Annotated in this window: 13 protein-coding genes and 1 pseudogene; 9 read left to right on the top strand and 5 right to left on the bottom strand. The window is 60.4% G+C overall.

Annotation, left to right across the window (positions count from 1 at the left end; genetic code table 11):
• The coding region (locus tag FBZ93_RS04270; protein ID WP_167528912.1) for a beta strand repeat-containing protein at nucleotides 1–1,677 on the bottom strand (1,677 nt) is incomplete at its 3' end.
• A gap of 805 nt (nucleotides 1,678–2,482) precedes the next feature.
• Here FBZ93_RS04270 and FBZ93_RS04265 point away from each other — a divergent pair.
• Nucleotides 2,483–3,580 (top strand): helix-turn-helix transcriptional regulator, encoded by a 1,098-nt coding sequence (locus FBZ93_RS04265; protein WP_146984680.1) that lies wholly within the window; start codon nucleotides 2,483–2,485, stop codon nucleotides 3,578–3,580.
• Between the two features lie 1,041 nt (nucleotides 3,581–4,621).
• Nucleotides 4,622–5,385 (top strand): annotated as a pseudogene (locus FBZ93_RS04260) (IS5 family transposase).
• A 306-nt stretch (nucleotides 5,386–5,691) separates the two neighbouring features.
• Here the strand turns inward: FBZ93_RS04260 and FBZ93_RS04255 are convergent.
• Nucleotides 5,692–5,856: a Flp family type IVb pilin gene (locus FBZ93_RS04255; protein WP_074130264.1), complete on the bottom strand. Its 165-nt coding sequence runs from the start codon at nucleotides 5,854–5,856 to the stop codon at nucleotides 5,692–5,694.
• A 725-nt stretch (nucleotides 5,857–6,581) separates the two neighbouring features.
• Between FBZ93_RS04255 and FBZ93_RS04250 the strand changes: the two genes are divergently transcribed.
• Nucleotides 6,582–7,367: a hypothetical protein gene (locus FBZ93_RS04250; protein ID WP_146984679.1), complete on the top strand. Its 786-nt coding sequence runs from the start codon at nucleotides 6,582–6,584 to the stop codon at nucleotides 7,365–7,367.
• 220 nt (nucleotides 7,368–7,587) lie between these two features.
• On the opposite strand, the gene FBZ93_RS04245 is transcribed toward FBZ93_RS04250, so the two are convergent.
• Both FBZ93_RS04245 and FBZ93_RS04240 read right to left on the bottom strand, forming a co-directional pair.
• Nucleotides 7,588–8,748, bottom strand: a complete 1,161-nt coding sequence (locus FBZ93_RS04245; RefSeq protein WP_146984678.1) for a hypothetical protein — start codon at nucleotides 8,746–8,748, stop codon at nucleotides 7,588–7,590.
• Between the two features lie 239 nt (nucleotides 8,749–8,987).
• Nucleotides 8,988–9,254 carry a hypothetical protein gene (locus FBZ93_RS04240; RefSeq protein ID WP_146984677.1) on the bottom strand — a complete coding sequence of 89 codons (267 nt, stop codon included), beginning with the start codon at nucleotides 9,252–9,254 and terminating at the stop codon, nucleotides 8,988–8,990.
• Nucleotides 9,255–9,590: 336 nt separating this feature from the next.
• Between FBZ93_RS04240 and dinB the strand changes: the two genes are divergently transcribed.
• Nucleotides 9,591–10,838 (top strand): DNA polymerase IV, encoded by a 1,248-nt coding sequence (gene dinB / locus FBZ93_RS04235; protein WP_146984676.1) that lies wholly within the window; start codon nucleotides 9,591–9,593, stop codon nucleotides 10,836–10,838.
• A 114-nt stretch (nucleotides 10,839–10,952) separates the two neighbouring features.
• Entirely contained in the window at nucleotides 10,953–11,162 is a 210-nt protein-coding gene (locus FBZ93_RS04230) for a hypothetical protein (protein WP_050424668.1), read from the top strand.
• A 74-nt stretch (nucleotides 11,163–11,236) separates the two neighbouring features.
• Here the strand turns inward: FBZ93_RS04230 and FBZ93_RS04225 are convergent, their stop codons facing one another.
• A complete protein-coding gene (locus tag FBZ93_RS04225; RefSeq protein WP_167528911.1) occupies nucleotides 11,237–11,788 on the bottom strand; it encodes an SGNH/GDSL hydrolase family protein in 552 nt (183 codons plus the stop codon).
• Between the two features lie 250 nt (nucleotides 11,789–12,038).
• On the opposite strand from FBZ93_RS04225, the gene FBZ93_RS04220 reads away from it, so the two are divergent.
• The 4 genes from FBZ93_RS04220 (at nucleotide 12,039) to FBZ93_RS04205 (ending at nucleotide 15,526) form a co-directional block, all read left to right on the top strand.
• Complete coding sequence (locus FBZ93_RS04220) at nucleotides 12,039–13,103, top strand: hypothetical protein (RefSeq protein WP_146984674.1); 1,065 nt, start codon at nucleotides 12,039–12,041, stop codon at nucleotides 13,101–13,103.
• Between the two features lie 139 nt (nucleotides 13,104–13,242).
• Complete coding sequence (locus FBZ93_RS04215) at nucleotides 13,243–13,971, top strand: secretin and TonB N-terminal domain-containing protein (protein ID WP_167528910.1); 729 nt, start codon at nucleotides 13,243–13,245, stop codon at nucleotides 13,969–13,971.
• A complete protein-coding gene (locus tag FBZ93_RS04210) occupies nucleotides 13,968–14,522 on the top strand; it encodes an RNA polymerase sigma factor (protein WP_146984672.1) in 555 nt (184 codons plus the stop codon). The genes FBZ93_RS04215 and FBZ93_RS04210 overlap by 4 nt, the downstream gene beginning before the upstream one ends.
• 26 nt (nucleotides 14,523–14,548) lie before the next feature.
• Entirely contained in the window at nucleotides 14,549–15,526 is a 978-nt protein-coding gene (locus tag FBZ93_RS04205) for a FecR family protein (protein ID WP_146984671.1), read from the top strand.
• The last annotated feature ends 25 nt before the right edge of the window (nucleotides 15,527–15,551 follow it).

Genomic DNA, 15,551 nt, shown 5'->3' with positions numbered 1-15,551 from the left:
GACGGATTGATTGCTGGACACCGTCACCGTCTCGGTGCCCGTGCCAGCGATCGTCGCGTTCGTCGTGCCATCCGGCACCACCCCGCCGGACCAGTTCGCCGCCGTCCCCCAGTCTCCCGTCGTCCCGTCAATCCAGGTGTAGGTAGGAGGTGGCGGCAATGGCACATCAGTCACCACAACCTTGGTGCCACCTGATCCATCAAATGTTGTCTGAACGAAATCACCGTTCGGGATTGGTGTTGTGAGGGTAAATTGTGTGGTCTGGCCGCCGGCATAGGTGACTGTGAGGACGTTGCCGTTGATTTGCGCATCCGTGATGGCGGCGTGCGCGAAGTCGATCGCATCGCCGGTGGTGAGACCGGATATTGTGCCCGTGAAGGCGTTGGCTGCGTCGAGCTGCAGCGTGCCGATCCCGGCGAAGTTCACGGCGTCGGAGAGATTGCCGCCGGCCGCCTCCAACAAGCCACCATCATTGATGACCATGCTGCCAGAGCCGCCGAGCGTACCATTGAGGATCAGGTGACCACCTGAGCCCACCGAGATGATGTTGTTGTTGACGCCGCTGCTACCACCCTGGAGGGTCAAATAGAGGGTATCGTCGTTGCTGACCGCGATGGTGCCTTCATTGTCGAAGGATTGGCTATTAGAAAAGGTATAATGGGTGAGACTTCCACTTCCGCCGCTAACATCGGCGGCGATCGTCCCGGAGTTCACGAACGTATCGTAGTTTGTGTAGATGTTGAGGTTTTTGCCAGAGATCGTGCCGGTATTGGTAAAGCCAGCCGAAGCAACGGTTAGATTTACATTATCTGCTGTGATGCCCCCCTCGTTTGTGAACGCCCCAACACTGTCGGAGAGCACGACGCTGGTGCCCGATATGGTCCCGCGATTGTCGAACGCTCCAACGTATTGGTTGAAGCTCAGATAGCCGCCAGAGATCGTGCCATCGTTGGCGAAGCTCGCATTGTAGGCGCTGGAGAAATACAGAGAACTATAGCCAGAGATCGTCCCTTGGTTGACGAAAGCTCCGCCGTTGTTGAAGCTCAAATTGTCCGCAGAGATGATCCCTGTAGCGTCATTGGTGATGGAAGAGGACCCATTGATAGATAAAGTAGTTCCACTGCCGCCGCTGATCGCACCATCATTGGTGATCGCATAGCCGCTGAGACTCAGATTTGCCGTGTCGTTGATCGTGCCGTGATTGACGATCCCGTCACCTGACGCATTGCCGCTCACGATCTGACCATAGGCAGAATTGATCGTGAGGTTTGGACCGAAGGTCAGGACCGCAGGTAGCTGCGAAAGCGGATCGGTGGTCAGGATTCCTAGTTGGTAGGAAGGCGTCCAAACACCCAAATTGATCGTGGTGTTGTCGATGCCCTGCGACCCCCCGCCGAGCAGAAGCGTACCCTGGGTAACGTCGATCTCGTGGACTGCCGAAGCCGATAGCCCACCATAGGCCGACAAGTAGGCATTGCCCGTCACCGACAGGGTCGCGTTGGGATCGTCAAGCGTCAGGAGGTTGACGGATTGATTGCTGGACACCGTCACCGTCTCGGTGCCCGTGCCAGCGATCGTCGCGTTCGTCGTGCCATCCGGCACCACCCCGCCGGACCAGTTCGCCGCCGTCCCCCAGTCTCCCGTCGTCCCGTCAATCCAGGTGTAGGTCAGCGGCATAATCGACCCTCCAAATAAACTACTGAAATAAGGAGACAGGCTATTGCAACCGAGCGAAATCGGCGTGGCCAGGAGACGGTTCGTTCAGGTCAAACACCGGCGCACTATTGACCAGACGAATGTCACCGCATCGGCACGAACCGTACGTCCCAGATCAAAGACGATAGTCTGGCGCAACGGCGTATTATTATGGTCGCGCTGGAAACTGGGATTGCGTCCGCTCCATCGCCTTGTTCGTAAACTTGACCGCAATGTTCAATCCGCCAGGATTGCGGCCATAAGTGGCTGTAATGGTTCCGCCGATCCGTGTCGCTGCGCCATAATGGATACTCACACCGACGGCGAAGCCAGTGCGATCTTGAGGAGTTCGCGCTGAGATGATCAGCGATTGGCTTCTGCAGCTTTCGGAACAGAGCGAGCTTCATTGAAGATCCTCGCTCAGCATATGCGACGGGAGCGTTTAAGCCCTCTGAGGTCGCGTCGAGATGGAAGGTCGCAATCTTCGACATAACTCATCTCCGCCACGCTTCGCGGTTTGCGACACGTGTCGATAAAATCGTTGAGAGACTTCAGCCAAGCCGCGTCGCGGGTTCACGCATATGCTCCGGCGTTGGCGAATAACGTCTCCCTGCCGCATTAAAAAATGTTCGCCTAAAAATTCCCCGGTATAATACGGAGATGGCTCAAATATTTATGCAGCCTAAAGCTAAACCGTCTTGACCCATTTGGGTCAACGCCCCAAGATTTCGACTCTTGGACTGACGAAGCCAACCTTTTTTCGTGGTCAGTTTTTGGGAGGCGAACTGTGCCAAAGTGGAAGCTTGGCGCTGTCGAGCAAGCTTTTGCCGATGCTGCCCTCAACTACAGCCCGTGGGAGACGGTGCTGGACACTGCCGCGGCCCTCACTGACAGCTTTGGCGCTATTCTCCTTCCCATCAAAGGCGGCCTGATACCAAACGTGCCCTTTACGCAATCGATGAATGAATCGGCCGACGCCTATTTTCGCGATGGTTGGTATCTGCGGGACGAGCGGAATCTCGGGATAAACATCATGATGCAAAGAGGCGTCACTGACGATCTCGACATTTCGGGTCTCGATAAGATAGAGCGACATCCCTATTACCAAGAGTTCCTTGCTCCGCACGGTTTGCGCTGGTTTGCAGGCGTCAGGGTGGCCTGCGGCGAAGACATATGGTGTCTCTCCTTACAGCGCACGATCAAGCAAGGTCCGTTCTCTGAGGCAGAAAAAAAGCAACTCGCTAAATTGTCCAACCATCTCTCCGCAGGTGCAGCGCTTGCTCGCGCGATGGGCTCCGCGACCACGAAAGGAGCAGTGGACGCCTTCGAGATCAGCCGCACCGCGATCGTCTTGATCAATCGAATGGGAGAAATCTTCCAGGCGAATCCTTGCGCGGAACTTCTTCTGCGAGGAGAGGTTCGGATCGTGAAGAGAAGATTGGTCGGCAAGGACTTGAAGGCTAATCTGTCTTTAGAACGCGCCATTCACGATCTGTTATGGCGCCGCGATCGCGGTGGCTTCTTGCCGCCAGTGCCCCTGCCGCGACTTGGTCGAAGACCGCTGCTGGCTTATCCGGCAAAGCTTCCAAGCATGACAGCCAACGCGTTCGCAGATTGTCAGGCCATTGTTATTTTGATTGACCCGGACCACGTGTCACGGCCCGCGCACGCTACTCTACAGGTGGCTTTTGGATTGAGCGAAGCTGAGGCTCGCCTTGCGGCAAGACTGGCATCTGGTGAAGCGCTAGAAGAGGTAACTCAGCGTTTCGGCATCACAAAGGAAACGGGTCGAAACCAACTCAAGAGCGTCTTTGCGAAGGCCGGCGTGCACCGGCAGGCCGAGCTCGTGGCGTTGCTTGCACCGCTGCTGGATCGGATCACCTAGAGGATACGTACGCAAGCTCGCCGATCATGCGAAGTCGCAGGGCGCGGGTTCTGCGGGCGCGATTTCACCGGTCGATGCATCACCAGATGAAGCACCAGCCAGCGCGGTGCGAGTTCGGCGCCCCTACGCCCGCTTCCTCTGGCGGGGCTACCACGCAACATATCTGTCAATTGCGCAGCCGCTGTGGGTCTGGAGTCACCGGAGCCCACTCCTGCTTTCGGCTTTCACGCCGTCCGCTTTTCGGCCTTGTCCCCTTGATCTCAACTGCTTGACTAGCATGAGGGTGAAGCCCGTGTGGGGCTGGCTATGTCGTGTCCTGGAAGGCAAATGATGAGAGGCCATCCAGGAGCTCCGCACCAAGCGTTTGTCCCGATCTCGCGAGTTGAGCGGCCGATGCTCGGTCGACATCGGCACATTTGGGTGGTACAATCGGTCGATCGACGGTTGCGTTAAGTGTATGTTTTTGTTGATGTTTGACGGATTGTTATCCAGCCCCACCCTGGGCGGGTTTGCGTCGCTTGGCGTGACCGCCGCTGGCGTCACCGGCTTGGTCGCAGCCTTTTGACGGTGTTCGCCCAGGTCAACGGTCAATTGGCCGACCTTTCAAAAGAAAGCGCGATTTGCCGGCCTGACCGCCGAGCGGTTTCAACAGATCTGGTTTGGTGTCGGGCAGGGTGGCGTTTCAACCAAGGATTCGGTTGAAGACTTGCGCAAGGTCGCATCGCTGCTGGCTAACGCCAAGGAAAACGAGAATTTGCTGACACGGCTGCCTGGGAGCCCAGAATGCACCGTGGTCTTACGGGGCGCAGAGTGTGAACTTGTTCACAAATGCGCGGTGCGACTACTGGTAGTGCGTAGCGCGCTGGGGGATTTCAGGGGCCCAGTAGCAGGGCGCCGGCGGGACACGATATTTCGAGCCCGACGGCGTATTTTTTCTCACGATCGGATATCGATTGTTAGCCGGGGCTTAGGTGGTGTGGACTCTAAGGATTCCCTTTTGAGAGCAAATCAGATTTAAGGCTTCATTTTTGGGAGGCAGTCTTGGGTGTGATGGATCGTTTGGTGTTGAGCGACGCGGCCTTGGGGCGGATGGCGCCGCTGATCATCGGCCGGCCTGACCAGAAGGGCTCGACTGGACGCGACAACCGGATGTTCGTGGAAGGGATGCTTTGGATCGTGCGTACGGGCTCTCCCTGGCGTGATCTTCCGGAGGCGTTTGGAGATTGGAACAGTGTGTTCCGGCGCTTCAGTCGATGGAGCCGGAAGGGTGTCTGGTGCCGCATCTTCGAGGCGATGTCCGAGGATCCGGACTTCTAATATCTGATCGTGGATTCCACCATCGTCCGGGCGCATCAGCACGCCGCCGGGGCGAAAAAAGGGGGTCTGAAGATCAAGCTATCGGGCGCTCGCGCGGCGGCTTGAGCACCAAGATACATATGGCCGTACGGGGGTTGGGATGTCCCGTGCGGTTCACGCTCATCGCGGGCCAGAAGGGCGATGCACCGCAAGCCGCCACATTGATCGAAGGATTACCCGCCGAGGTCGTCATGGCCGATGCAGCCTATGACGCGGATCACTTGCGTCAGGCCATCACAGCCAAGGGCGCGCTTGCCGTCATCCCCAACAACCCGTCACGCGCACTCAAGCATCCGCTCGACAAGCATCTCTATGCCCAGCGGTATCTCGTCGAATGCTGCTTCAGTAAGCTTAAGCAGTTCCGCAGGGTCGCAACACGCTTCGAAAAGACAGCCAGAAATTACCGAGCCGTCGTCACTCTGGCTGCTATCGTCCTATCGATCCGGTAACTGTCCACACCACCTAGAGCGTCGATCTTTCCGTGGTCTGGAATCGAGAAGATCTGGCAGCGGTGCCATCCAGCGATGCGGCTCGGGATTCGGCTCGCCGACCTGATCTTTGATTTACCTTGGAGCAGGGAGTTGGTCCACTAGAATGGTCCGCCCTCTTTTGGAGGAGCGGGAGGTCCCGCTGGGTGTTCGCCAGTAGCGGCAAGCTATCGAGCTGCCTGTTGGGTAACGCTCCGGGTGACACAGGACTCACCCGGAACGCTGCAACTCAACTAGTCACATGGCGCTGAGAACGCCATGTGCGAGTTACTTGAGCGAGCCGGCGATCGTGCTGAAGGTCCCGCTCAGGTTCGTGCCGACGCCATTCACAGCAGCGATGATCGCAATCGCGATGCCTGTTGCGATCAGTCCGTATTCGATGGCGGTCGCGCCGGATTCATTCTTCAAAAATCTAACGAAAATGGCCTTCATTGGAGCCCTGCCCATGTTTTCGAGACCCATTGTCGCGTCCAGAAGCGAACTAGTGTGGCAAAGCCTAAGGTTGTTTAAATCTCCGGTGCGCGGATTGCGAGACAATCGAATGAAATTAAGACTCTAATTTTCCGGAAGTTCTGCCGCCCGGATTGGAGTGCTGCCAGCGTGCCTAAAGGTGTGGTCAGAGCGTTTGCCAAATCACGGCGATTGCAAGGCCTTATCGCTTGTATTTGAGGGTAGAGACTGTCTGTTGACGGACGTGAATTCGATTTGGTTCCACCCTGGATCGCGCGGCGACGATGGTTGTGTGACAACTCGACGCTGTGGGCTCCATATCTATTCGCCTAACGGGATACCGCAACCGCTAGGCGAGTGCCTGGGATCCTCCGCGCCGTTGAGGAGCGAGTCGGGGCGCTCGCACGTATGCCGCGCCACGTCTCTCAACCGCAGTGACCGGGTTACGCCCGGCGCATCACAGCTCGCTTTTCCCTGATAGAGACAACGTCATACAGCTCTAACGCTCTGACCCGGAGGGGCACTGCTCGACCGAAATGGCTGTGGATAGACCCGCTTGCCGCTGGCACATTGTGTTTTGAGTGATCTACGGATTCGGTGGCGGGCTTGTCTTCTCGCGCTCCATCCTCGCACTGAGTTATGTCGGTCCCGGAAAGTGAATCGCAGCGGACGCCCAATATACACAAGTAAACCGAGGACGCCCGGCGATGGTGCCCGAGAGGAAGAATAAGGCGAGCGTGCCGGCGAAGCGCTCACGCAAGCCGAACGCGCTCAAGCATGGGGCGTACTCTACCGTTGAGCTCTTGCCTTGGGAGGATCCCAGCGCTTTTGACGACCTTCGTCGCGCAATCTGGGAGGAGTGGCACCCCGAAGGGCCGTCCGAAATTGATTGCGTCGAAACTATCTTTCTCTGCCAGTGGCGCAAGCAGCGTCTCCGCGCAAAGCGAAAGCTGGACACGGCAGTTCTTCTCCGAAAGGTGGAGAATCGGGTATTCCAAGAAAGCCCGCCGGCTCTCTTTGATAATGAGCTTGAGGTTACAAAGCATTCTCTCATGCAGAAGCGCGCCCCTCCGCGCGACGACTATGAGCGCCTACTGCGCTTCAGCGCGGACCTACACCGCGACAAGGACGCAAAACTTTTGAGATTGGGCATTTCATTCCTGCCAAGCGAATTTAGTGATCATCTCAACGCAAAAGTGCGTGAAGGCAGTTATGGGACGACAGAGCATTGGATCGTCGCCTTAAAAAGGGAGATCGACAACGTTCTACTACCGTTGATCCGCGAGCGCCGCCCCGATCCCAACGGATACCTTCCGGCGGCAGCCGAGTTTCTCGCCGCTGAGAATACTATGGAGGACGTTGCGGTCGAGGAGCGCTTGGACGCTGCCATGGATCGTGCATTGCGTCGCTTGTTTTGGCTGAAGACGCACAAACAGCTCGATCGCGAAGCGAAGGCGAAGATCGTTAACGGCAAGGCCCGCCGAACAGTCTAACCTCAGATTAGACTCTATACTATCTTAGATTGAGAGATTAAGAAAATTGTATTCTGCTCGACTGCAACAAATGAGAGTATTTTGGCGAAAACAATCGTACTAAGATATTGAAATGATTTGTAATCTAAATCATGCAACGCGCCGCGTTTGAAGGCGTCGGCGGCCAGCTGATCATGTCATTCGTTTCGGCAAAGATACGCGTGGCGCTGGGCGCGTTCTGCTAGTTCGGCATCAGCACGGCATCGACCCGGCGGCTGTTTCGCGTGCTGATGATGATGGTGCCACTACGGGTCGCAAATCGCGCACCGACGAGCCGCGGAACTTTCTGCGTCAGCGCGGATGGCAGCGGGATCATTCCGCCGGTGATGGGATCGCCGACATTGACCGCCGGCGCCCCCGCGCCGGCCGAAGGCGCGGCCTTGATGTATTCCCTGATCAGCTGAATCTCTTCGCGCGAGAGGTTGAGCGCTGCCTGTTCGCTGGCGGCGTCAGCAGCCTTTTCCGCTTCGGCCTTGTCCTGCGCTGCGTTCTGCTCGGCGGCTTCGCGTTTCGCGGCGTCCTGTTCGAGCTTTGCGAGACGGTCCCTCAACGGGACCAGCTCCCGACGCAGCGCGGCATTGTCCGACTTCAACGTGGAGATCTGGCCGAGCGCGATCGCTGCAGCAACGCATGCAACGACCGAAATCAGGCTGAGGCACGCAACAGCCAGCCCCGTCATTCCGCCGCGGCTTTCGCTGCGTCGATCCCGTCCGTCGTCCGCGGATCGCCGTTTCCGCGCGCGCCGGAGCTTGGGCATTCTGGCGCCCAGCCATCCGGCAAGTTGCGACAGCCGAGCATCGTTTCGATCCGCCGGATGAATGGAGCCAAAGGCCGGCTCGGGGACGATCGGAGCGCGTGCGGGCAGGTCGGGTGCTGCCGTTGATCGGCTCGCGTTCGAGGTCGCGCGACCGGCGAGCTCTTCCATCAGGCGCGGCAATTGGCGAGCAATATCGTCGGGCTGCTCGACCACAGCATCGCCGATCGCATCGCGCGTGTCGGCCGCAGCAATCTCCGATCGCTCCACCCGCGGTTCGCCGAGCTCCTGCTCGCCGAGTTTCTGCTCGGCGATCTCCTGCTCGGCGAGCTCCTGTTCGACGCGGGACGCTTCGAGCGAGCGCCACAGCGCGAGACCGGGCTCCGTGATCTGCAGCCCCGTCTCATTGATCGATGCCCATCCGGATTGGAACACGTCGGCGTCGCCAAGTTCGGACGATCGCTTCAGCTTCGTGGCGGCATCGCCCGCGGCGATCATGCGCTTGACTTCGCGGCTGACCTCGTCGAGCGGGATCCGTTGCTCGGGTCTTGCGGCCAGCACGCTCAGGATCGCCAGGTTGAATCTCATGTGGCGCCCCTCGATGTCCCATCAAGCGGTCGTGCAGCCGTTGCTCTCCCGTGCGGGCGACGTGCGAACCTCAGCGGAGGTCGAAACCGATCAAACATGCCGTCGTGGATGCCCGTCAGTCGGAGAGCCAGGCGACTGTAGCGGTTGCCCCGCGGGCAAACAATCCGCCTTCAGGCGCATGACGGATGGATAAGTCCGCCTGCGAACGCGACTGCCGGGATCGAGTCCACCGGCGCAGCTCAGAGAAATTCCCGTAGCCTGGAGAGCTCGATCACGTGCTCGGGCGACAGCACATCGGGGACGAGGGGAGGCTGCGACTGGGTCCGGATCTCATAGAGATGTCGGGTCTTCTCGGGTTTGCCCATGAAGTCCCGAATGCATTGGTCGAGCGTTCCGTTGACGATCATATACGGCGCGCGATCCTCTCGCCTGGAATTGCCGAGCGAAGGCCATTTGTATAGGTAGGCCGCGGCCTGGAAGTCCACCTGATGAGAGTGGTCGGTCATTTGGGATGTCTACCCGAAAAAGCCCGCTCGTCAAAGCATGCCGGCCCGCGCGCACCAGTGCAGCAGGTGATGCGAGAGCCGTGCGTCGTCGCGCGCGTCTTCGGCCAAGCGTGCCATGGTGGATGCGGAGCGATCTGCCAACCGCCTGGCGGTGGCGCCATCACCAGCTTCTGCCGTCTCGCTTCGATATCGCGCGAGCCAAGATGCGCGTCGACGGGGAGTGCACGCCAACGCCCGCTGACAATCGGGCTTGAATATGTTCTTGATTTGTTCTGATGGCCGTCGTAGCGTCCAAGGACGGGCGGTCTTGCTCAGGTCAGGGATGAACGGGCCGAGATGGCAGCCGCAGCCACCATCCTTCACGCGGACCTGGATGCGTTTTACGCGTCGGTCGAGCAGCTGCTCGAGCCGTCGCTGCAAGGCAAGCCGGTCGCCGTCGGGGGCGGCGTTGTGCTTGCAGCGTCCTATGAGGCCAAGGCCTTCGGGGTGCACAGCGGCATGCCGGGACGGGAAGCTCGCCGGCTCTGCCCGCAGCTCATCTTCGTCGGCGGCCACTTCAGCGATTACCAACGGCTGGGCGACGCGGCCATCAAGGTGATCGGCGACTTCACGCCGCTGGTCGAGCGCATTTCGATCGACGAGGCGTTTGCCGACGTTGCCGGCTGTACGCATCTGTTCGGAGCGCCCGCCGAAATTGCCGCGGCGATGCGGCGGCGCGTGCGCACCGAGCTCGGCCTTGCGATCTCGGTCGGCGTCGCCCGCACCAAGCACCTCGCGAAGATCGCCTCGCAGGTTGCCAAGCCCGATGGACTTGTCGTCGTTGATCCCGACGCCGAGCTCGGCTTCCTTCATGAATTGCCGGTTGAATTGATGTGGGGCGTAGGACCGGTCACCCGGACGCGGCTGGACGCGATCGGCGTCTCGACGATCGGTCAGCTCGCTCGATTGTCGGAGCGGTCGCTGACGCGGTTGCTCGGTCCTGCGGCGGGCGAGAAGCTTGCCGCGCTGTCCTGGAATCGCGATCCGCGACAACTCAAGCCGCATCGGCGCGCGCGCTCGGCGGGCGCACAATCGGCGCTTGGCCGAAAGCCAGCGATCGAGCAAGTCATCCGGCCGACGCTGCTTCATCTCGCCGATCGCGTCGCCACGCGGCTGCGGGCGAAATCCCGGCCCGGACGAACCGTGACGGTGCGCGTTCGTTTCGCCGACCTGAAGTCGGTGACGCGCTCGATGACGCTCGATGCGCCGATCTGTACGACGGTGATCCTCGCCCGGCTCGCCGAGAACCTGGTGCGCGCCGCGCTTGCCGATCACCCCGGCGAGAAGTTCATTTCGCTGCTGGCGATCTCGGTGTCGCACCTCGAGGAGCATTGGGATCTTGCGCTCGAGCTTCCGCTTGGACTGGCCGATGAAGCGCTTCGCGCCGGGAGCCCGGCGGGGATCGCGCGCTGGGCGGCGGACCGCGCCATCGACAAGGTCCGCGATCGCTTTGGCTGGGATGCGATCGGATATGGTTCGGCGGCGCTGGAGCTCGTTCGCTCGGTGCCCGACGACTTCCGCAAGCTGGCCGAGAAGGATCTCTAGCTCCGCGCCGGTTCACCGGTCTGTCATCGCATTAAGAAAAGGCAATTTGGAATCGCGGGCTTGTGAGTGGTGGCCTGGCGCGCTCGGTCTATCCTGCGCATGCGGAGGATAGCCATGAAGTTCAGCGCCGAACTGATCCAGACGATGCGCGATGCGCTGGAGACGGTGATGGCAAGCGTCCCGGCCGATCAATCCGTGTTCGGTCTCAAGGCGGCCGTTGCCGAATGCATCTTGCGGGCGGCCGCCCACGGCCAGACGTCGTTCGACGGGCTCGTGACGTCGGCATCCGATCAGCTGCAGTCGATCATCTCGATGCTGACCTAGGAGATCGGATCGGGCGCGAGGATCGCGCGCGGTCCTGTTGCTGGCGCTCGTTACCGTACAGCCGCGCTGAACGCCTATGATGAACCGATGCCGTCCCGGGCGATCCTGGTCAGGGCTTCATATCCCGATGGCGTCAGGTGCAGGAGATCGCTCTTGTAATTGGCGCACGGCGTGGTCCGTCCGCATGCGATGTTGGAGGCGTCGATTGTCCTGATTCCGAGCTCCCGGCTTCTTCGGCTGAGTTCGGAATTGACCGATCCAATGTTCTCGGCCGCGCCCTTCATTTGCTCGCCTCGCGGAAGAATCTGGATCGAGTAGATCTTGCCGTTCGGCCAAAGCGCCCTGATCTCCTCAAACAGCTTTTGATAGGATTCCATCACGCCGCACGGCTTGTCGAGGTAGATGTTGTTGGTCCCGACCAGCACGATGACGGACCTCGGCTTGATCTTACGCAATCGCTCGCGCTCGTGTTCGATGAACCAGAGCGTGTTCTGAATCCTGTCGCGTCCGACGCCGAGGTTGGCCACCGGTCCGGCGCCGAGCGAGGCTGACAACTCCTTCGGCCACGCCTCGACCAGCGAGTCGCCGAGCATGACCGTCGAAACATCGCCGGTTAAGCCTGACACATTTCGCTCATATTTGCGTAGAGCATCGGCATTGTCCGGCATTGCCGGTGTCACGGCGAATTGCGCATCGGTCTTGTCGCATGCAGCTCGCGCACTCTGCGCTCGTCCCACCGACGGTAGACAGAGTGTCGCGACCATTGCTAACGTCGCCGCGGCATAGACGATTGATGTCGTTGACGCGGTGTGGCGGAGCGTTCCGTCAGGCGTTGTCGATGTCATTGCGCGGTTCCATCTGAAGGCAGTCAATCCGATGTCGCTGAGCATTTCGATCCTGGGACAGTCAAACAGCATCTTGAAGGCGGGCTTTTTCCAGAAGTTTCTGGACGCTGATGACACAATTGAAATGAAATCAGCGGGAAGGATCGGTGCATCTCCATCCTTGCTCGGCCCTTACTTTGCCCAGGGCGACTTCTTCAAAGGCTCGGAGTTCTGCATTGTCGACACGTGCGTCATCGATTTTTCGCTCCTTTCGGCCAATGCGATCGATTACTACGATGTTGTGAAGTGGGTTGAGTGGATTGGGCATTCTGCCAAACGCGCCAATTGCGAGCCGGTTTTCGTTTGCATACCGGTAAGCGACATCAACGCGTCCAGGACGATCATCTCCGCCTGCATTTCAGTCTGCCAGAAGCAGGACTGGTACTACCTTGACGTCAGGGACGTCATTGCCGCCGTCGTCAAGTCCAACAACGTGGACGCGAAGGAACTATATGCAGACGGCAGTCATCCGGCCGAGTTCCTGTCAGGGGTGATAGCTACGCACCTTGGCAATTTCTTGACTAAGATACGAAACGCGGCGACCGCAAAGTGCAAACGCACGTTTGCATTCACGGCTTACGAACGCGTCCCGCTCAGGGATCAGATACCGAGCACTCCGCTTGAATACTCGTCGAGGCTGATAACGTTTTCGGGTGTCAGGCTGGAACGTGGAGAGACGTATCCGATCCACATCGGGTCGGATTCATCGGTCCGCGGGCTCATGGTGAATTCAGCAGCCTGCAAGAGCGTGCTGTCGATCGAGGGAGACAGAACCTTCTACAAGAACTTGCGCCTCAAGCCATATCACCCGACCAATTTCGAGGCGAGGCTGATTCCGGTTTGCAGGCCAATCCGCGATCATCAGGGGATGGTCAGGCTGTCACTGACGAACCAGGATGTTCCCCTGAGCGATGTCACGCTTCATAGCTCGAAGGAAGAGAGTGGCGAAGGCTTCGTCGAAGTTGCCGATCTCGTCGTCGAGCGAGGATACGACCTCGTGACCTACACCACCACGCGGCCCGCCGATCCGGCTTCCATCAGATGGATGCCGGATTGAAGAGGGCGTGACGCGACAGGGGTGGCATAGGGCCGCATAGCCCGCCCTACGGGATTGGATCCTGCGCTGTCGTCTCACTGTCATATGCGAACGTTACCTAGCGGGCCGAATCCCGATCTTGGATCCCGCGAAGATGGCGATGGTTTTGCGTTTCCCGCACGCGGGGCGGGCGCTGCGTTCCTGGGTGCTGCGTCCCTGGGTCTTGCCGATCGTGATCGAGCTGGCGGCGGTCGCCGGCGCCGTTCAGCCGCCGGCATCGGCGGCGGAACAGGTCATCGCGTTCGATATTCCAGCCCAGCCGCTCGAGGCTGCGCTCAGCACATATGGCATGATCACCCGGGTTCAACTGCTGTTCGATCCCGGTCTCACGGACGGACGTCGTGCGAACCGGCTGAAAGGAAGCTTCACGTCCGAGGCGGCGCTCAGGCAATTGCTCGCAGGTACCGGACTTGCGGCGCGCATGATCGGGGAGCAGGGTTTTACGCTCGTGCCGGACGGAGCGCGGTCCGGGGCGAGCGAGATGTCGCCGTCGGTGCGCCGCTTCAATGAATATTCGGCCGCGCTACAGGGCGCACTCCGCAGAATGCTTTGCCATGACCGGGATACGGCACCCGGATCCTATCGTGTGCTGGCGCAGGTGTGGATCGGACCATCAGGCACGACGGATCGCGCCCAACTCTTGACGTCATCAGGCGATGGCCGCCGTGATGCCGCGCTGCTGGCGGGCTTTCGCGAGCTTTCGGTCGGAGTACCTCCGCCCGGCGATCTGCCGCAGCCGATCACCTTGCTGGTGACGCCCGAGGGCACCACGACGGGATACTGTCCGGAGCCACATCCGTCCGGCCGCGGACGCGAGGCCCGCAGATGAGCGAGCTGTTCCTGGCGCTGCGCCGGCTTCTGGTCGACGATTATCACGGCTTGAAGGAACGGCTTGGTCGGCGCTTCGGCTCGTTCGATTTCGCGACCGAGGTGCTCCATGAGGCGTGGCTGCGGCTTCAGCGTGCCGATGCCGGCACGTCCGCAGCCGCGGTCAAGAATCCAAGATCCTATCTCTACCGCGTCGCGCTCAATATCGCGGCCGACCGCCGGCGATCGGAGCGATCGCGGCTGGCTGCCGCCGATGTCGAGGCCATTCACCTGCGCGCGCAGGATGATCTCGACCCGGCGCGCATTGCCGAGGCGCGCCTCGAGCTGGCCGCCCTTGCCGGCGCCATCAATGCGATGCCGGAGCGCCGCCGCGCGATTTTCGTCGCCGCACGTCTGGAGGGCCTGCCATACAAGATGATTGCCGCCCGTCTGGGCGTCACGGTGCGGGTGGTCGATCGCGAGTTGGCCATCGCGCTCGAGCAACTCAGCAAGATCTGGGAAAATACCGATGCCGGGGGAGGAACCGGCGGCCGAGGACCGTCTAGGACATGAGGGTTTGTTTTGAGACGGATTGAACCATGACGACGCCTGACCGAGACCCGGCAGCGCTGCGCACGGAAGCGCTCGACTGGCTGCGCCGGTTGAACAGCGGCGAGGCCACGTCTGCCGACGCGGAAGCGCTTGATCGATGGCGCACCAGCAGCCCGGCCCATGCCGCAGAATTCGCCAAGGCCGCGCTGTTCTGGAACGTTCTCGGCGATGCGGCCCGCAGGGCAGAGAGCGACCGGGCCGGTTCGCCGTCGGCGCTCCGTTCGGGCCGGCAGCTTGTCCGGCGCGGCTTTCTGGTCGGTGGCGCGGCACTTGCCGCATCGGCGGCAGGTGCGCTGGTGCTCCGTCCGCCGCTTGAACTGTGGCCATCTGTCGCAGAGCTCGCCGCCGACTACCGGACCAGGACGGGGGAGCGGCGGCAGATCGAGATCGAGAAGCTTGCCGCGATCGAACTCAACACGCGCACCAGCCTTGACCAACAAGCACTCGCTGACGGCGACGTCCGGGTCGAGCTGATCACCGGAGAGGCGGCGGTGTCCACCCATGGCGGCGCGGATCGAGAGCTGGTCATGATCGCCGGCAACGGGCGCATCGCGTCACGCGAGGCATCGTTCAACATCCGCAAGGACGGCGCCTCGGTCGGCGTCAGTTGCGTTGCCGGGATGGTGACGGTGAGCTGCCAGGGCAGGGAGATTGCGATCCGCGCGGGACAGCATGTCGTCTACGGGCCGCAGGGCGCAGGCGACGTCACGTCGATCGATCCTGACGCGGTCGTCGCCTGGCAGCGTGGATTGCTGGTGTTTCGGCGCGCTCCGCTGGCGCAGGTGATTGACGAGGTCAATCGCTATCGGCCCGGCCGTGTGATCCTGCTCGACACGGTGCTCGGTCGTCGCCAGGTGGTCGCGAATTTTCGCATCGATCGGATCGAGGACGTCGTCGATTTCATCTCGAAGGCGATGGGCATTCGGACCCGATCGCTACCGGGTGGTGTCGTGCTGGTCGGCTGAAATCCCGGCGCGAATTTTCACGTGA

It is taken from the genome of Bradyrhizobium macuxiense (genome assembly GCF_007993935.1).
Taxonomy (GTDB): domain Bacteria; phylum Pseudomonadota; class Alphaproteobacteria; order Rhizobiales; family Xanthobacteraceae; genus Bradyrhizobium; species Bradyrhizobium macuxiense_A.
This window is presented reverse-complemented; position numbering and strand designations above follow the sequence as displayed.